Annotated in this window: 18 protein-coding genes, 1 tRNA gene and 2 pseudogenes; 9 read left to right on the top strand and 12 right to left on the bottom strand. The window is 42.6% G+C overall.

Features of this window, described 5'->3' with window-relative positions; genetic code table 11:
• The first annotated feature begins 22 nt into the window (after positions 1-22).
• Positions 23-312, top strand: a pseudogene (locus AC2VE5_RS14095) (type II toxin-antitoxin system Phd/YefM family antitoxin).
• Positions 312-626 (top strand): annotated as a pseudogene (locus tag AC2VE5_RS14100) (Txe/YoeB family addiction module toxin). The pseudogenes AC2VE5_RS14095 and AC2VE5_RS14100 overlap by 1 nt, the downstream one beginning before the upstream one ends.
• 22 nt (positions 627-648) lie before the next feature.
• Here the strand turns inward: AC2VE5_RS14100 and AC2VE5_RS14105 are convergent.
• The 4 genes from AC2VE5_RS14105 to AC2VE5_RS14120 all read right to left on the bottom strand — a co-directional run bounded on the left by AC2VE5_RS14105 (position 649) and on the right by AC2VE5_RS14120 (position 3114).
• Positions 649-951: a type II toxin-antitoxin system RelE/ParE family toxin gene (locus AC2VE5_RS14105; RefSeq protein WP_486888379.1), complete on the bottom strand. Its 303-nt coding sequence runs from the start codon at positions 949-951 to the stop codon at positions 649-651.
• Between the two features lie 34 nt (positions 952-985).
• Positions 986-1240, bottom strand: a complete 255-nt coding sequence (locus AC2VE5_RS14110) for a hypothetical protein (RefSeq protein ID WP_486888380.1) — start codon at positions 1238-1240, stop codon at positions 986-988.
• Between the two features lie 240 nt (positions 1241-1480).
• Positions 1481-2101, bottom strand: coding sequence for a hypothetical protein (locus AC2VE5_RS14115; protein ID WP_486888381.1), 621 nt, complete (start codon positions 2099-2101; stop codon positions 1481-1483).
• A gap of 368 nt (positions 2102-2469) precedes the next feature.
• Positions 2470-3114 carry a DUF3318 domain-containing protein gene (locus AC2VE5_RS14120; protein ID WP_486888382.1) on the bottom strand — a complete coding sequence of 215 codons (645 nt, stop codon included), beginning with the start codon at positions 3112-3114 and terminating at the stop codon, positions 2470-2472.
• A gap of 225 nt (positions 3115-3339) precedes the next feature.
• Between AC2VE5_RS14120 and atpD the strand changes: the two genes are divergently transcribed.
• Together atpD and atpC are read left to right on the top strand one after the other, a co-directional pair.
• Complete coding sequence (gene atpD / locus AC2VE5_RS14125; RefSeq protein WP_486888383.1) at positions 3340-4788, top strand: F0F1 ATP synthase subunit beta; 1449 nt, start codon at positions 3340-3342, stop codon at positions 4786-4788.
• 70 nt (positions 4789-4858) lie between these two features.
• A complete protein-coding gene (atpC, locus tag AC2VE5_RS14130) occupies positions 4859-5272 on the top strand; it encodes an ATP synthase F1 subunit epsilon (RefSeq protein WP_486888384.1) in 414 nt (137 codons plus the stop codon).
• Between the two features lie 205 nt (positions 5273-5477).
• Here the strand turns inward: atpC and AC2VE5_RS14135 are convergent, their stop codons facing one another.
• On the bottom strand, positions 5478-5777 hold the full coding sequence (locus tag AC2VE5_RS14135; RefSeq protein ID WP_009633463.1) for a 30S ribosomal protein PSRP-3: 300 nt from the start codon (positions 5775-5777) through the stop codon (positions 5478-5480).
• 108 nt (positions 5778-5885) lie between these two features.
• Between AC2VE5_RS14135 and AC2VE5_RS14140 the strand changes: the two genes are divergently transcribed.
• Positions 5886-6665: a TIGR01548 family HAD-type hydrolase gene (locus AC2VE5_RS14140; protein WP_486888385.1), complete on the top strand. Its 780-nt coding sequence runs from the start codon at positions 5886-5888 to the stop codon at positions 6663-6665.
• On the opposite strand, the gene AC2VE5_RS14145 is transcribed toward AC2VE5_RS14140, so the two are convergent.
• Together AC2VE5_RS14145 and ruvB are read right to left on the bottom strand one after the other, a co-directional pair.
• Positions 6657-7457: a tetratricopeptide repeat protein gene (locus AC2VE5_RS14145; RefSeq protein ID WP_486888386.1), complete on the bottom strand. Its 801-nt coding sequence runs from the start codon at positions 7455-7457 to the stop codon at positions 6657-6659. The genes AC2VE5_RS14140 and AC2VE5_RS14145 overlap by 9 nt on opposite strands.
• Positions 7454-8554, bottom strand: coding sequence for a Holliday junction branch migration DNA helicase RuvB (gene ruvB / locus AC2VE5_RS14150; protein ID WP_486888387.1), 1101 nt, complete (start codon positions 8552-8554; stop codon positions 7454-7456). Before ruvB ends, AC2VE5_RS14145 begins: the two co-directional genes overlap by 4 nt.
• A gap of 86 nt (positions 8555-8640) precedes the next feature.
• Between ruvB and hisF the strand changes: the two genes are divergently transcribed.
• The 3 genes from hisF (at position 8641) to AC2VE5_RS14165 (ending at position 9814) form a co-directional block, all read left to right on the top strand.
• Positions 8641-9408 carry an imidazole glycerol phosphate synthase subunit HisF gene (gene hisF, locus AC2VE5_RS14155; protein WP_486888388.1) on the top strand — a complete coding sequence of 256 codons (768 nt, stop codon included), beginning with the start codon at positions 8641-8643 and terminating at the stop codon, positions 9406-9408.
• Positions 9409-9477: 69 nt separating this feature from the next.
• Positions 9478-9669 carry a hypothetical protein gene (locus tag AC2VE5_RS14160; RefSeq protein WP_486888389.1) on the top strand — a complete coding sequence of 64 codons (192 nt, stop codon included), beginning with the start codon at positions 9478-9480 and terminating at the stop codon, positions 9667-9669.
• A gap of 72 nt (positions 9670-9741) precedes the next feature.
• Positions 9742-9814 (top strand) — tRNA-Ala (locus tag AC2VE5_RS14165).
• 4 nt (positions 9815-9818) lie between these two features.
• Here AC2VE5_RS14165 and AC2VE5_RS14170 read toward each other — a convergent pair.
• On the bottom strand, positions 9819-10886 hold the full coding sequence (locus AC2VE5_RS14170; protein ID WP_486888390.1) for a threonine aldolase family protein: 1068 nt from the start codon (positions 10884-10886) through the stop codon (positions 9819-9821).
• Positions 10887-10930: 44 nt separating this feature from the next.
• Entirely contained in the window at positions 10931-11512 is a 582-nt protein-coding gene (locus tag AC2VE5_RS14175; RefSeq protein ID WP_486888395.1) for a thioredoxin family protein, read from the bottom strand.
• Positions 11513-11906: 394 nt separating this feature from the next.
• Between AC2VE5_RS14175 and AC2VE5_RS14180 the strand changes: the two genes are divergently transcribed.
• Positions 11907-12455 carry an SRPBCC family protein gene (locus tag AC2VE5_RS14180; protein ID WP_486888391.1) on the top strand — a complete coding sequence of 183 codons (549 nt, stop codon included), beginning with the start codon at positions 11907-11909 and terminating at the stop codon, positions 12453-12455.
• 21 nt (positions 12456-12476) lie between these two features.
• Here the strand turns inward: AC2VE5_RS14180 and AC2VE5_RS14185 are convergent, their stop codons facing one another.
• The 3 genes from AC2VE5_RS14185 to AC2VE5_RS14195 all read right to left on the bottom strand — a co-directional run bounded on the left by AC2VE5_RS14185 (position 12477) and on the right by AC2VE5_RS14195 (position 16459).
• Entirely contained in the window at positions 12477-13001 is a 525-nt protein-coding gene (locus AC2VE5_RS14185) for a phosphate-starvation-inducible PsiE family protein (RefSeq protein WP_486888392.1), read from the bottom strand.
• Between the two features lie 83 nt (positions 13002-13084).
• Positions 13085-15703 (bottom strand): ATP-dependent chaperone ClpB, encoded by a 2619-nt coding sequence (gene clpB / locus AC2VE5_RS14190; RefSeq protein WP_486888393.1) that lies wholly within the window; start codon positions 15701-15703, stop codon positions 13085-13087.
• 129 nt (positions 15704-15832) lie between these two features.
• Entirely contained in the window at positions 15833-16459 is a 627-nt protein-coding gene (locus tag AC2VE5_RS14195) for a Uma2 family endonuclease (RefSeq protein ID WP_486888396.1), read from the bottom strand.
• Positions 16460-16498 lie beyond the last annotated feature (39 nt).

A 16498-nucleotide genomic window follows, 5' to 3' on the forward strand; every position in this document is an offset into this window, starting at 1 on the left:
TACATACTTTTGTACGTTAGCTATGTTTTCCTACGAAATTACTTCTCCAACCGATCTAGAAAAGGATTCTTTCAGTTATTAGACCAAGTTGCCGAGAACCATCAAGTATTTATAATTAATCGACGAGGAGGAGAAAATGTAGCTTTAATTGCCGAGTCAGACTTGACTAGCTTAGTTGAAACAGTCTACCTACTACGAACCCCTGCAAATGCTCGTCGCCTCTTGGATGCGATCGCCCAATCAAAATCAGGAAATCTTCAGCCGCAAACAATTGCAGACCTGAAGCAGGAGTTAGGAATTGACAAGCCTTGATGAAGCAAAATAAGTCAAAGAAGAATCAGGAAGAAAATCCCATAATCCTTCAACGTTTTCGTGCTTTTGGTTCGCAATTTAAGCAAGACTTAGCTTAGTGGTTCAAAACTGACTACAAAAAAGCCAGCAAAATCTTCGATCTAGTGACGGCTGTAATCACAGATCCTTTTCAAGGGATAGGTAAACCAGAACCCTTGAAGTCTTTGGATGCAGATATTTGGTCGCGTCGGATTGCTTTAGAACATCGGTTGATTTATCAAGGTAGGGAAACTCGAATTGATTTTGTAGCTTGCAGATTTCACTATGAAGATTAACTCAATAATAAATTGCAGGTTGTTAGGTTTGATCTGATTCTTGGCTTTCACCCAAAACTTGCTGTGTCCCATACCTAACATGGAAAATCCGAACTGTGGGAACTTCGATCTCCTCTATGACAGTGAATAAAATACGGTATGTGTTACGACCTCGATTGTAGAGAATTTGTCTAATTTCTTGGCTGAAATATTTGTTTTCCCTTGCCAGAGGACAACGTTTTGGCATCTCTGATAAAGATTCAATGGTTTTCAGTAATCCTTGATGCCACTGTCTAGCTTTTTCAGGAGAAATGACCTGTGATAGCCGCAGAAAAGCGTTGTCCACTTCTCTGCAATGCTGGAAATCTCAACGCGATAACTCATGAATCAACAATTAGATTGTGTTTGTGGCGTTGTTCCTCTGCAAATTCCTCAAAAGAGCGCGATCGCCCTGCCGCAAAATCATCTAAACCGCTTTGAATCCCTTGAACTGCTTCAGTGGAGTCCTGTAATTCCCACTCCAAAATCTGAGATAGCAATTGCGCCGCTACAAGGCTCACATCTTGCCCTTGCTGAATTGCTTTTTCACGGAGTTGCGCTTCTATTTCTGGACTAAGAGAAATGACTATTGACATATTTTTATTTGCTTACAGTAATGCAAAAAATGAATAAAGACTTTTTAGAAATGCGATCGCATTCTATAACCTAATTACTCTACTCTACTAATAACTCGAAGCACGATAGAAATTCAGTAATGCTCACCTACTAAGATTCCAGGTTATTCGGTTTCATCAAATAATCTTTTCTCACACCCTAACCGCTCTAATTCAATCTCCAACAGGGTTGTTGAATGGCAGTGATAATTTAATTTAGACTTAGTTTGCATCATTTTCAACTAACTTTAACCCGATGCCCTTTATCTCACTAACCGCATCCATTATGGATTCTAATTGGAATGCTGAGGTCGTGTAACGTGAGTCCGATATTTGATCCATCTGGAATCTATCATTATCCGGCAATCGATTCAAAGCTTCAATTTTTATTGCTAGTAGCCTTGGACCTTCTGATAGCCACTCATTGTATAGCCCAGGTTCAATATTTATTCTCCCCATATTTGGGTCTTGTCTTTGCTGGGACAGTTGGGCAGACTTTTCTATCTTATTCGCCATTTTTTGGGCTTCTTTGCTGAGTTCTAAAATTGAAAGCTGATTCAAATGCTCTGCATAATCACTGTTTCGATAACTCAGATTTTGGGCCGGAGTTTGTTTTTGTTGGCGTATCTTTTCAACTTCGGTAATTAATTTTTTGATTTCATTATCTTTTTCTTTTAACTGATCGTCTCGGAGCTTCAACCGTTCTTCCAGAGCATTATTCTGATTTTTGCTAAAGATAATTCCAGCAGTAAATGCAATCGCTACCGTGACTATGAATATTAAAAGGGCTTGCAAAAAAAACGCCCAATTTGAGATAAGGTAATCTACTAAGACTTTCAGCATTGTCCAATGATTTTTCCTAGCTACGCATTAATTATTAGTTCAAAGAAAGGCAATTATGCGCTCCTTTCTCGCTTAAAGTGTTCCCAAATCTATCCAAACCCAATCAACATAAAAAACTGACTCGAAGAAGGACTAATTAATATTCTTAAAACAGATGTTATACGGAAATATTTTGAATGTATTACGTGAAGCCCAAGCATAAACGCGATCGCGCTTCACCTATCGCGCATTGCTAAATCTACAGCAACTTATACTTGCTTCAAGTACAGCAATGTTGGTTACTAGCAACATCATCCCCAACCGCAAAACTGGGTAGAATTTACTTTGGTTGGGGATGCCCATTAAACTTTAGCCTCGATCTGCCTCTTCTAAATTTCCCCTACCTGAGCAGATTGGACTTTAGCTTTAGCTTTATTGGCGCTGCGTTTCAAAGCTTGCAAGCGGCGTTCGTACTTCTGCCGTTGACTTTTGCTAGAAGTTTGATCGATAAGGGTTTTTAAGGCACTACCAAGGCTCTTGTAGGCATTGGGGAGAGTATAACCAAAACGAGTCGCTAGTGCGATCGCTTTTTCATCGGCATCAGTCATTACTTTTAGCTGCTTTTCGCCGTTATTTTTCACGTACAAGCGATAACCGGAGACTCCGCACAAGGAAAGTGCCAATATCAGCAGCAATATATCTTGTACCCATAATTCGCCCACTGCACCGCCTAAACCAATGGCTAATGCTGCCATTTCCCAGCCATCTTTAGGGATCGTATCGTTTTGAACGCGGGAGATTTCGTGCCAAAATAGCAAGTTGCGTTGATCCATTGCCAAAGCATCCCACTTTACCAAGTCAATTTGGATTTCTACTTGGTCGCTACCCACTTCTTCAGAACGGATTAGCGGAGGATTTACTTCAGTTGTGCCTTCAACACTCACCCAGCTTTGCAATTCTGGCGGCATGATAGTTTTTAATCGCCTAAGTTCGCTCATTTCAGCCTTGGCTGACGAGGTAGCATAAGATGTCATAGACCCGTTTCTCTGGAAATTTCAAATAAGGCTTATATATCTTATTTTGGAGTATATCGTGCTGTTCGTTTTGTGGTAAGAGGCAATAGTTAGATCATGAGCGAAAAAATATCGATGGCAAGGCGATAATACTATTAGAATCGTTACCCTTTGGGTGATAATCTGAACAATGGCAATTTTAATTTTTCAACGCCGAGACAGCTAAATTAATAAATAGGCGAAAGCATGGTCACTACAGCAGAAAAAACAAATATCGGCTACATTACCCAAATCATTGGTCCGGTTGTGGACGTAAAGTTTCCCAACGGTCAAATGCCACAGATTTATAATGCCTTGACTATCAAAGGCAAAAACGAAGCTGGGCAAGACGTTTCCGTAACCTGCGAAGTACAGCAGTTACTAGGCGATACCCAAGTCCGGGCGGTTTCTATGAGTACCACCGATGGCTTAGTTCGCGGCATGGAAGTAACAGACACCGGAGCAGCTATTACTGTACCCGTTGGTGCGGCTACTTTAGGACGAATCTTCAACGTCTTGGGCGAACCTGTAGATAATATGGGTCCAGTCAATAATGAAGATACTTTTCCCATTCACCGTCCAGCACCAAAGTTTACAGACTTAGAAACCAAGCCTTCAGTATTTGAAACCGGAATTAAGGTACTAGACTTATTAGCGCCTTACCGTCGCGGTGGCAAAATTGGTCTATTTGGCGGTGCGGGTGTTGGTAAAACCGTGATCATGATGGAATTAATCAACAACATCGCCATTAATCACGGCGGCGTGTCGGTATTTGCTGGTGTGGGCGAACGCACCCGCGAAGGTAATGACCTCTACAACGAGATGAAAGAGTCTGGGGTTATTAACGAGAAAAATATCGGCGAGTCAAAAATTGCCCTAGTTTACGGTCAGATGAACGAGCCACCCGGAGCGAGAATGCGGGTTGGGTTGACTGGTTTAACAATGGCTGAATACTTCCGCGATGTCAACAAGCAAGACGTATTGCTATTTATTGATAACATCTTCCGGTTCGTACAAGCAGGTTCGGAAGTATCAGCGCTACTCGGTCGTATGCCTTCGGCGGTAGGATACCAGCCAACTTTGGCTAAAGATATGGGTGATTTGCAAGAGCGGATTACGTCTACGACAGAAGGTTCGATTACTTCAATTCAAGCGGTATACGTTCCCGCCGACGACTTAACCGACCCCGCGCCTGCGACGACCTTTGCTCACTTAGATGGAACAACGGTACTATCACGCGGTTTGGCTTCTAAAGGTATCTACCCCGCCGTAGATCCTCTAGATTCAACTTCTACCATGTTGCAAGCTAGTGTAGTTGGTGAAAAGCATTACAACATGGCGCGTAAAGTTCAATCGACTTTACAGCGTTATAAGGAATTGCAAGACATTATCGCAATTTTGGGCTTGGATGAATTGTCGGAAGACGATCGCCAAATCGTAGCTAGGGCGCGTCGCATTGAGCGTTTCTTGTCTCAGCCCTTCTTTGTCGCTGAAGTATTTACAGGTTCTCCAGGCAAGTACGTGAAGCTAGAAGACACGATTAAAGGCTTTGAGATGATTTTGTCCGGTCAATTAGACGACCTGCCAGAGCAAGCATTTTACATGGTAGGCGGTATCGACGAAGCGATCGCTAAAGCTGAAAAACTTAAAGGCTAAAAGCAGTAGATAAGGGAGCAATCTTCCTTATCTCCCTTTTTTTGTCTCCCTTACAACACCCCTATTTTTTATGACATTAACTGTTCGTGTAGTTGCTCCAGATAAGACCGTCTGGGACGCTACGGCTGAAGAAGTAATCTTGCCTAGTACCACTGGTCAAGTAGGTATTTTGAGTGGACACGCGCCGTTACTAACTGCCTTAGATACGGCGGTGATGCGCGGCCGTCCTAACTCTAATCGCGAGTGGATTGCGATCGCTTTGATGGGTGGGTTTTCTGAAGTTGAAAATAATGAAGTCACAATTCTCGTCAACGGGGCAGAACGCGGCGATACTATTAATTTAGACGCTGCCCGCAGCGCTTACACTCAGGCAGAAGCTAAGTTGAATCAATTGGCAACGGCTAGTCGCCAAGAGCAAATTCAAGCAAATCAAGCATTCAAACGCGCCCGCGCTCGGTTTCAAGCGGCTGGCGGTATGGTTTAAATAGCATAGACTTGCAAAACACTCATTAGTCGGCTTAAGGGATTTTAACCCTAGGCGGGCTAGGTCAACAGATAACTGGTTAGAAGATTTTTTAATTTAAAAACCGCCTATACTACACTCTTTTGGGGTTGTGTATGGGCGGTTTTGGCTATGGTTATTTACGCTAAAATAATTCTGGCAACCAGTAATTTTTTAAAAGTAGCTATTAAGCGCTACCTGTAAAAGCAATTTCAGGAAATTTTAATTGGGCTTCAGCAATAGGTCGCCTTCTACCTTCTTCTTGCCAGTAGTTAATCACTTCGGTAGCTTGATTGAGTACGGAAACTCGATCTTGTTCAGCTATCCAGTGTTTAGCTTCCATTTCGCTTTTTAGTTCTTCCCACGCATCGTTGCGGGGCCAAAAAAAGTAACGAGTTAACGGGCTAGTGCCTTTTCCAACGATTTGATCTACTGCTAGGGCTACATTTTCATCCAACCACAGAACTTTTAAAATAAACTTGGTCAAATCTTACCTCCGCTTGTTTACACTGTACTTGCTTAAAACCGTGCGATCGCTTATTGTAACTCAATATCAATTTCTCTGCTGGGCAAGTCCATAAAAGGTGCAAATACTTTGAATAGTGCGATCGCAATTTTTGATATTGATGGGGTTGTCCGCGATGTAGGCAATTCTTATCGTCGGGCGTTGGCAGATACGGTAGAACGCTTTACAGATGGGGTTTATCGTCCTACAGAACTAGATATAGATACCCTAAAATCTGAAGGAATTTGGAATAACGATTGGGAAGCTTCTCAAGAATTAATTTCCCGTTATTTTTTTTCTCAAGGACAATCGATTGAGACGAATTACCAAGAAATTGTTGCTTTTTTTCAATCTCGCTACCGAGGGGAAGATGCTAATAATTGGACGGGCTACATTTGCAACGAACCGTTGTTACTGCAACCAGGCTATTTAGCAGAGTTAAGTGAAGCTGGCATTCCTTGGGGCTTTTTTAGCGGTGCAACTCGCGCCTCTGCTAACTATGTGTTATCAAAACGCTTGGGTTTGCAGTCACCTTTACTAATTGCAATGGAAGATGCACCGGGTAAGCCCGATCCTACTGGACTTTTGGCAGCCGTAGAGCAACTAGAACAAAAACATAGCATAGATAAAATGCTGCCTGTAGTTTACGTGGGTGATACTGTGGGCGATATGTATACGGTAGAAAAAGCGCGGAGTCTTTTCCCTCAAAGAAAGTGGATTGGTGTAGGCGTTCTTCCGCCCCATGTCCAAATCACAGATCAACGCCGTAGCGAGTATACTAAAACTTTAATAACGGCGGGTGCAGCGATCGCATTTAACAATGTTCAAGAACTTACACCCGCAGAGATTGAGCGCTTAGTATTACTGTAATTTCTGGAACTTTTCTAAAGCTGCAACCATTTTTGACGGCCAACGGCGGACTTTTACCACCCAGTCTAGATCCTTGTAGCGTTTATCAAGTCCAACAGCAGCCACCCAGTTGCTTTCTGCTTCTCCTTGTTTTCCTTGTTCCCAATAAGCTGCGGTTAAAGCCGCCCGCATATCAGCAAAATTAGGGTATTTGCGGACTATATTCCGCATATTACGGATAGCTTCATCCGTTTGACCATTTTGATACAGAGCGATCGCATAATTTGCTCTAGCAAAGGCAAAGTTTGGCGCTAAATCAGCAGCAGTACGGTAGTCAGCGATCGCTTTTTCCCAATTTCCCAAACCTGCTTTGGCATTACCCCGGTTGTTATAAGCCATTGCGTCTTTAGGATCGAGTTCTAAGATTTTATTGTAATCGGAAATCGCTTCATCCCACTTACCCAAGCCTTCCAAAGCTGTACCGCGATTGAGATAAGGATCTGTTGCATTGGGTGCAAGTTCAATTGCTTTATTGTAATCGGCGATCGCTTTAGTTAATTTATTTTGGCTAACTCGCGCGTTTCCGCGATTGCTGACGGCAGCGGGATTATCGGGAAATCGCTCGATAATTTCTGTCCAATAAGTTTCGGCGGTGGCAAAATCTCCAGCATTAGTTGCTTTAATTGCCTTTTGAGCTAGGGTGTCTAGCTGTTGCAATTGTTCTGGTGTGGGTTGAGACTGCGCCAAAGCGCGATCGCTAGAGCCAAATATTAGAAATACATAGAGTAAAACAATGGAAATTAAACGAATCATGATAATAACGATAACTGTTGATTTGGAGGGGTAAAGCCCAGGTGTTTGTAAGCGGCAGCGGAAGCATTTCGCCCGCGCGGGGTACGATTTAAGTAGCCAATTTGCATTAAGTACGGTTCGTACACTTCCTCTATTGTTTGCGTATCTCCCCCGGTAGCTGCTGCCATTGTTTCTAGTCCTCCCGGACCGCCGTTAAACTGTTCGATCATTACGCTCAACATCTGTCTATCTGTCCAATCTAAGCCGCATGGATCTACTTGGAATAGTTCTAAAGCTTCGGCGGCTATAGTTTGATTAATTGTTCCGGCGGTTTTAACTTGGGCGTAATCTCGCACCCTTTTTAACAATCTATTGGCAATTCGAGGAGTTCCGCGCGATCGCCTAGCAATTTCTTGTGCGCCATCATCGGTAATTGAGGTTTGCAATAGTTGGGCGGTGCGTAAAACAATAAGAGTTAGTTCGTCATGGGCGTAGAAACGCAGGCGTTGAATTAAACCAAAGCGATCACGTAAGGGTGAAGATAGTGCTCCTATCCTCGTTGTTGCCCCGACTAAGGTGTATTTTGGTAGCGGTAAAGAGCGAGTTTTGGCGCTCGAACCTTTGCCAATAGTTATATCTAGGCGAAAGTCCTCCATTGCTGGATAAAGTATTTCCTCCGTCATCCGCGATAACCGATGGATTTCATCAATAAATAGGACATCGCCGGGTTTAAGACTATTTAACAGCCCAACAATATCTCGCGGACGTTCTAGGGCTGGCGCACTGGTAATTTTGCAGTTTACCCCCATTTCTGAAGCTAAGATCAGCGACATGGTGGTTTTTCCCAGTCCCGGAGGACCGTATAGTAGTAAATGATCTAAAGTTTCATTTCTACCAAGCGCGGCTTTAATGGCAATGTCGAGAACTTCCTTTAGCTCTTTTTGGCCAATATAATCCGCAAAGCGGTGAGGACGAATGGTGTCTTCTAGCTTGTCTTTTTCGTCGGCGGTAATTTCGGGCTGTAGTAAAGGTTGCGATACGGGGCGATCGTGTTTTACCGATTCGGAGCGCTTTTTATTGGGTTCGTTGGGGTCTTGTTTTGAAGAAATAATTGCCATATTGCCATCTATTAAACTTTTTTAGCTTGGGTAGGATGCAATAAAAATTTGCTTAGTGAATATAATTAAAGTCTTTAAAAATTATTATGCTTGCCAAAAGAATTTTACCTTGCTTGGATGTCAACGCTGGACGAGTAGTTAAAGGTGTCAATTTTGTTAATTTAATTGATGCGGGCGATCCGGTGGAACTTGCCAAGGTTTACAACGAGGCTGGGGCGGATGAACTGGTATTTTTGGATATTACGGCAACTCATGAAGCTAGAGACACAATTATCGATGTCGTCTACCGGACTGCGGAGCAAGTTTTTATCCCCCTAACTGTTGGTGGTGGTATTCAATCATTAGAACATATTAAAAATTTGTTACGGGCGGGGGCAGATAAAGTTAGTATCAATTCCGCCGCCGTGCGTCAACCAGACTTAATTAACCGTGCCAGCGATCGCTTTGGCAATCAGTGTATTGTGGTCGCTATTGATGCTAGACGTAGGCAAGATCTGAGCAATCCCGGCTGGGATGTCTACGTGCGCGGCGGACGAGAAAACACTGGGTTAGATGCTTTAACTTGGGCAAAAGAACTCGAACAACGCGGCGCGGGAGAACTATTAGTTACAAGTATGGATGCGGATGGTACGCAAGCTGGGTATGACTTAGAACTAACAAGGGCGATCGCATCATCGGTACAAATTCCCGTTATAGCGTCTGGTGGGGCGGGCAACTGCGAACACATTTATGAGGCACTAACCGAAGGCAAAGCGGAAGCGGCGTTACTTGCTTCATTGTTACATTACGGACATTTAAGTGTCTCTCAAATCAAAAATTATCTGCGCGATCGCTCTTGTCTTGTTCGGGCTTGACAAAATCCCCCTTTCTGTTGATTTATTGTAGCTATGTTAAGATAAATTAATAAATTTAAATTTCTTAATATGCTCGTTTCTATATTAGTTTTTGATGTGGCGCTGGTGGCTTGGTCGCTGCACCTCATGAATGAGGCGGTGCAGAAGCAAGAATTTTCTTTAATGTTAGCAGGAACTCTAGTTGCTTTTTCGGCGGCAGCAATGCTAGTTGTTTATTTTCTCATGCACAACTGCCTGAGTTATTTAATGAATGTTTCTTAATAAAACTCTAAGATGTTGTTAAAAACATTGACAAATATATGCAGAACGAGAGATAATTGCAAAGCACTGTAAGGGGTTATAGCTCAGTTGGTAGAGCACCTCCATGGCATGGAGGGGGTCTGCGGTTCGAATCCGCATAACTCCATTATTTAACGAATAACTTTAGAGTAATTGCTAGAAGCATTAGTTGAGTGCAACTGAGCCGCTTTTATCAGGGCATCAACGGATTCATCTAGGGTATCAAAGGCAGTTACTAGCCTCACTGTTGTTGAATCTTCTTTTTCCCAGCGATAAAACTGAAAGCCATCCGCGATAAGTCTAGAAATAACAGTTTCAGGTAGCTGAATAAATATTTCGTTTGCTTGTACCGGATAACAAAGCTCTACTCCTGGTAGGTTAATAAGTCCTGTTGCTAGTTTTTGTGCCATTTTGTTGGCATGAGTAGCATTTTTGAGCCACAAATCGTTAGTTATATAAGCCTCTAACTGCGCTGACAAAAACCGCATTTTTGATAACAAGTGTCCGCTTCGCTTGCGCCGATAGCTGAAGGTCTGTGCTAAATCGCGATTAAAAAATATGACAGCTTCCGCAGCCAGAGCGCCGTTTTTTGTCGCGCCAAAACACAACACATCTACACCACAACGCCAAGTAATATCGGCAGGAGAACAACCTAGGCTTACAACCGCGTTAGCAAATCGCGCCCCATCCATATGCAAGCTAAGGTGATGAGCGCGGGCAATTTCAGCAATATGTTCAACTTCGTTAATGCTGTAAACTGTACCTGCTTCCGTTGGTTGGGTGATGCTGATAGCAGCAGGCTGGACGTGATGGACAACCCCAATGCCTGAAAGTGCGATCGCATTTTTCAATTCTTGAGCGTATACCTTACCATTACTACTAGGAAGCGTTAATAATTTTGCCCCGCCTGTATAAAATTCTGGCGCACCGCATTCATCTACATTTATATGCGCGGATGGATGACAGTAAACTGCTCCAAAAGGTGGAACCATAACAGACAAGGCTAAAGCATTAGCCGCCGTTCCGGTAGTTACAGGAAAAACTGTAACCTCTGTTTCAAATAATTCCGCAAACTTGGTTTGCAGCTTTTGGGTACATTTATCTTCTCCGTAAGGCATAGCTGCACCCTGATTTACGTCAGCTAATGCTGTTAATATTTCCGGCGATATTCCGGTTACATTGTCGCTGCAAAAATTCATACTTAGGTTAATAATTAAAAGCCCTAGTTTAAATTGACAAATTATTAACCATAGTAATTAGGGGCATTCCCAGGCTTCCACTTGATATTACAACCTATACTTGGTTTTTGCTCTGCATTCACAGCTTTACCTGCCAAAACTGCCTCAATAGCTGCACGTAAATCTGCACCAGTAACAGGCTTACCATTACTGGGTCTGCTATCATCAAGTTGTCCGCGATAAACTAACTGTAAACTTGCATCAAATAAGAAAAAATCTGGCGTACAAGCAGCCGTGTAAGCTTTGGCTACTTCTTGACTTTCGTCATAGCAAATAGGAAATGTTAACTTAAGTTCTCGCGCCATTGCTTGCAAGTATTCCGGCGCGTCATCTGGGTGATTGGCGATATCGTTAGAACTAATAGCAATAATACCTAAATTACTATTAGCGTAATCGCTACTAAGCTCAGCTAATTGAGCCTTTATATGCTTGACAAATGGGCAATGTTGACAGAGAAACATTACTAAAGTTGCTTGTTTTCCTGCATAGTTAGCCAGCGAAATTAGCTTGCCAGATATCACATCGGGCAATTCAAAATCTGGTGCTTTAGTACCCAATGGCAGCATAGTCGAAGCAGTCAAAGCCATAGTAGTTTTACCTCTTTGAAATTTATTCAATATTAGTAGTTAGTGATATTAATTTCTACAGCCGCTAAGAGGTAGTTTTATAGCTTTCACTTTAAAGGATAGGGAAAGTTTTGATACTGTTAGCGATTAATAGGCTAATTGCGATCGCAAGTAACAACATATACAAACAATTTTCTGGAATTTCTATCTACATTTTTGTAGTTGTTACAGTAGTTTTTATTATTTATCTAATTGCTGGTTTTAATATATAAATTCTTGGAACCTTTATCGCAGGTTTAGCATCTTCTTACAGAACTGCTAGGCAGTTGGGTGATAATAAGTGATGGAATTACTTAAACTCATGTAACTATTTACGCTCTAGATAATTATTGGTGTAGGAGACTTCGCACGTAAGATGAATGAATTTTGTGTTGGTGATGCAATTAAATTAGATGCTGAGTGGAGCTTGCACCAGCAAATAGAACTGATTAGGGGAGAAATTTTAGTAAAAACGCGATCGCATTCAGATTGGGGTGGTGCGGTGACAGCAACCATGTACGTACCTTTAGTGCGATCGCACGTTTGGCAGCAAGTAACAGATTACCCGCGTTGGGTGCAGTATTTTCCTGACGTGACTAAAAGTGAAGTTTTGCAGCGAGGCGAGGTAAAGCGCTTGTATCAAGCGGCAAAAAAAGCCTTTCTATTTTTTACGGCGCAAGTCGAAGTTTATCTAAATGTGATTGAAGTAGTCCAGCAGCAAATTCAGTTTCGCCTAGAAAGAGGGACTTTTGTTGATTTTGCTGCCGATTTACATTTGCAAGACTGTCAAAATGGAACTTTACTCACTTACGCCGTGCAAGCAACCCCAAATATTCCCATCCCCACAATGTTTATCCAGCAAGCAATGCAGTTAGAATTACCTGCCAATATGCGAAAAATGCGCCAAGTCCTTTGCGGTAGTTAAAGGTTGTGGGAGCAATAATTACTAAATTAAACGATCCATAAATTGCTCCTTTTCCTTAAATTCCTGCTCATCTAGAAATATTTGCTTTTTAGCGGTATCAATTTTAACGTAAGTTTTTGCCATCCAAACACGAACTAATAGCAACGCGCCTAAAACCAAGAGAAAAACACAAATAGCTAGAATTTGTTGCCACGGGATCTCTAATGCGCCACGAATAATCACTTCTCTTAGTACCGATACAATAGACACTTCCACTGTTACACCTACAGAAATACGTTGTTCTTGCAAATAAATAATTAGCAGCCGGAAAATCTCGACTAAAATCAAGATAAACAAAATATCGGAAGTTACGGTTTGAAAGTTGATAGGTATAAGTAGGGAATAAAATAAGTCGCCCAACCGAATGACCATAACAAGAAATAGTCCAATTGCCAAAGCAATTACAATTAGATTTTGGACTAATTCTAAATTATGAACAATTTGCTCTTTTTTAAACCATTCGCGCCATAAATTCAGGGGATTACTTTCTGCCTCATCTCTTTGCATAACCGATTATCTAGCTTAAGTTCGATAGAAAAAAAATTTTGAATTTTAGGGAGTGTAACTTACGCTCCCTAAAATTCAAAATTTTACTCTGCTGTAACTAATTCCGACGGCAAACGTTTAAAGGCAATCCGTTCGTTTTCAACATCTACAAAAACAGTATCGCCATCATGAAACTCACCGCGTAAGATGGCTTTAGCAATTTGAGTTTCCAATTCTCTTTGAATTGCCCTCTTGAGCGGACGCGCGCCAAATACTGGGTCATAGCCGACTTCTGCCAAAAAGTCTAAAGCAGAATCAGAGAGTTTTAGCGATATTTTGCGATCGCTTAATCTTTGGGCTAGTCTGACTACTTGCAACTGAACAATTTGCCGCAATTCTTGTTTTTGCAAAGCGTGGAAGATAATTGTTTCGTCAATGCGGTTGAGAAACTCAGGGCGGAAACTACCGCGCATTGCTTCCATTACCCGTCGATACATCTCATCGTAGCGAGAATCATCTCCAGCTAATTCGAGGATGTACTGCGAACCAATATTACTGGTCATGATGATAATGGAATTTTTGAAGTCCACCGTATGACCTTGAGCATCAGTGACGCGCCCATCGTCAAGAATTTGCAGCAAGATGTTAAATACATCAGGGTGCGCTTTTTCAATTTCGTCAAACAAAATTACGGCATAAGGACGGCGGCGCAGAGCTTCAGTTAGTTGTCCCCCTTCGTCGTAACCTACATACCCTGGAGGCGCACCAATCAGCCGAGAAACGGCGTGTTTCTCCATGTATTCCGACATATCAATGCGGACTAGAGCTTCTTCGGTGTCGAATAGGTACGCAGCTAGAGCTTTAGCAAGTTCTGTTTTACCTACACCTGTGGGCCCAAGGAAAATAAAGCTGGCTGTAGGACGATTGGGATCGGCAAGTCCGGCGCGCGATCGCTGAATCGCATCGGCGACGGCGGTAACAGCTTCATTTTGCCCAATTACGCGGTTATGTAACTCGTCTTCTAAGTGCAGTAGCTTATCTTTTTCCGATTCTACTAGCTTGCTAATCGGGATACCCGTCCACTTAGAAATAACTTCGGCAATGTCGGACTCGGTGACTTCTTCTCGTAGCAAGGATTGACCGCTAGTTTGCGCTTGGCTAAGTTGAGCTTCCGCTTCCTTTAACTGCCGTTGCAATTGAGTTAATTTGCCATATTTTAGCTCGGCGGCTTTATTCAAGTCGTAGTCTCTCTCGGCTTGCTGAATTTCGACGTTGACGCGATCGCTTTCTTCTTTAATTGCCTGAATTTTGGAAATTACATCCTTTTCCGACTGCCATTGAGCGCTCATTGCTCTTTGATTTTCTTTAAGGTCGGCAAGTTCCTTTTCAATTCTTTCTAGCCTTTCTCTAGAAGCGGCGTTTGTCTCTTTTTGCAGCGATAACCGCTCCATTTCTAGCTGGAGAATTTTGCGATCGATTTCGTCTAATTCTTCTGGCTTGGAAGTAATTTCCATTTTTAGCTTGGCGGCGGCTTCGTCTACAAGATCGATTGCTTTATCTGGCAAAAAGCGATCGCTAATATACCGATTGGACAGCGTAGCTGCTGCAACTAAAGCAGTATCAGAGATTTTTACCCCGTGATGGACTTCGTAGCGCTCTTTCAATCCCCGCAAAATTGATACGGTATCTTCAACATTCGGCTGTTCAATATACACCTGTTGAAAGCGTCTTTCCAATGCTGCATCTTTTTCAATGTACTTGCGGTACTCGTCTAAAGTTGTCGCACCAATACAACGCAGTTCGCCCCGTGCCAGCATGGGTTTGAGCAAGTTTCCGGCATCCATTGCCCCTTGAGTTGCACCCGCACCAACGACGGTATGAATCTCGTCAATAAATAGAATAATATTACCGCGCGAGTCGGTAACTTCTTTGAGTACAGCTTTTAAACGTTCCTCAAATTCTCCCCGAAATTTAGCACCAGCAATTAGCGAACCCATATCTAAAGTAATGAGTTTGCGATCTTTAAGCGACTGGGGTACATCGCCTGCAATGATTCTTTGGGCGAGTCCTTCAGCGATCGCTGTTTTACCTACACCAGGTTCGCCAATTAGTACGGGGTTATTTTTGGTACGGCGCGACAAAATTTGAATGGTGCGGCGAATCTCCTCGTCGCGTCCAATTACGGGGTCAAGTTTGCCTTGTTTTGCAGCTTCTGTTAGGTCGCGTCCGTATTTTTCCAGTGCTTCGTATTTGCCTTCTGGATTTTGATCGGTCACTTTTTGACTCCCACGAATTTCTTTAATAATGTTTTTGAGCTTGGTTTCATCAGTGCCAAATTCTCTAATTAGGTTTTTGCCAAAGCGCTCGTCTTTAACGTAACCCAGTATTAGATGCTCGATAGAGATAAAATCATCGCCAAACTCTTTACGATAAGCTTCAGCGCGATCTAGCAGCGTATCTAGGCTACGTCCTACATAGACGTTAGCGGTACTCGATACTTTCGGCTGCTTTTGGATAAATTGGTCAGTGCGATCGCGAAGTTTTTGGATATTTACTCCAGCTTTCGTCCAAATACTATTAGCGAGTCCGTCTTGCTCTAAGAGAGCTTTCATCAGATGTTCGCTTTCGATCTGTTGTTGCCCACTAGCTTTAACTATATCGGGAGTATGGGCGATCGCTTCCCAGGATTTTTCTGTAAATTGGTTGGGGTTTGTTGGTTGCATAGTCTTTATGGAACCGCTAGGTAGGATTAATTTAGAAAGTTCTTTATAAGCTCATTGTAGAAACAGATGAGATTTTGGTAGATCGGACTTCGCGTACTATTTAAGGTGTATTTCTACCCAAAGAGCTTTCTAAGCGTCTGGATCGATGCCTAAAGCACGTAATTTTGCTTCTAGTTCGTTAACTCTTTGTTCGGCCGTTTCTCTTTGCCGATCCAATTCTACATAAGTTGCAAAGGGTCGCCCGTCTGGTCGATAAATCTGCATAGTGTCTGGCGTAAGCTCAAATCTAACGCCTAAACGCGGACTTACCCAGCTTGAAGTTTGTTCAACTACGGTTAAACGTTCTTCAAGTCTTAGCCATATACTTAGATCGTTTTTATCAGGATCGTATAAATAATATTCTTCAGCGCCATAGCGATCGTATAGCTCTAGCTTTTTTGCCATCTCGCTTAGAGTATTACCTGGCGAAAGTATTTCAAATACTACCTGTGGTGCAATATTGTCTTCTTGCCATTGTTTGTAAGAACCTCTGTAACCTTTAGGTCGTCCAAAAGCTACCATTGTATCAGGAGCAACTCTAATTTTATCGTTACCTTCAACGGGATACCAAAGCAAATCGCCCGCTACAAATACATTCGGGTCATCTTTAAACAGAGCTTCTAGTCCCCCTTTAACTGTTCGCCGTAAGTCCCGCGCTCTATCGCTTCGATGAGCGTCGGGATATAAGGCGGGTAACGACTCAAAAGGAGTTACCAAATCTATATCTATTGATTCTACCACGAACAATATTTATGA

Source organism: Aliterella sp. E5.1 (assembly GCF_057473825.1).

Coding starts and splice junctions, on each gene's coding strand:
- AC2VE5_RS14110 (WP_486888380.1), bottom strand. CDS start 1,240: ATGTCAATAGTCATTTCTCTTAGTCCAGAAATAGAAGCGCAACTCCGT.
- AC2VE5_RS14115 (WP_486888381.1), bottom strand. CDS start 2,101: ATGCTGAAAGTCTTAGTAGATTACCTTATCTCAAATTGGGCGTTTTTT.
- AC2VE5_RS14120 (WP_486888382.1), bottom strand. CDS start 3,114: ATGACATCTTATGCTACCTCGTCAGCCAAGGCTGAAATGAGCGAACTT.
- atpD (WP_486888383.1), top strand. CDS start 3,340: ATGGTCACTACAGCAGAAAAAACAAATATCGGCTACATTACCCAAATC.
- atpC (WP_486888384.1), top strand. CDS start 4,859: ATGACATTAACTGTTCGTGTAGTTGCTCCAGATAAGACCGTCTGGGAC.
- AC2VE5_RS14145 (WP_486888386.1), bottom strand. CDS start 7,457: ATGATTCGTTTAATTTCCATTGTTTTACTCTATGTATTTCTAATATTT.
- ruvB (WP_486888387.1), bottom strand. CDS start 8,554: ATGGCAATTATTTCTTCAAAACAAGACCCCAACGAACCCAATAAAAAG.
- hisF (WP_486888388.1), top strand. CDS start 8,641: ATGCTTGCCAAAAGAATTTTACCTTGCTTGGATGTCAACGCTGGACGA.
- AC2VE5_RS14160 (WP_486888389.1), top strand. CDS start 9,478: ATGCTCGTTTCTATATTAGTTTTTGATGTGGCGCTGGTGGCTTGGTCG.
- AC2VE5_RS14170 (WP_486888390.1), bottom strand. CDS start 10,886: ATGAATTTTTGCAGCGACAATGTAACCGGAATATCGCCGGAAATATTA.
- AC2VE5_RS14175 (WP_486888395.1), bottom strand. CDS start 11,512: ATGGCTTTGACTGCTTCGACTATGCTGCCATTGGGTACTAAAGCACCA.
- AC2VE5_RS14180 (WP_486888391.1), top strand. CDS start 11,907: ATGAATGAATTTTGTGTTGGTGATGCAATTAAATTAGATGCTGAGTGG.
- AC2VE5_RS14185 (WP_486888392.1), bottom strand. CDS start 13,001: ATGCAAAGAGATGAGGCAGAAAGTAATCCCCTGAATTTATGGCGCGAA.
- clpB (WP_486888393.1), bottom strand. CDS start 15,703: ATGCAACCAACAAACCCCAACCAATTTACAGAAAAATCCTGGGAAGCG.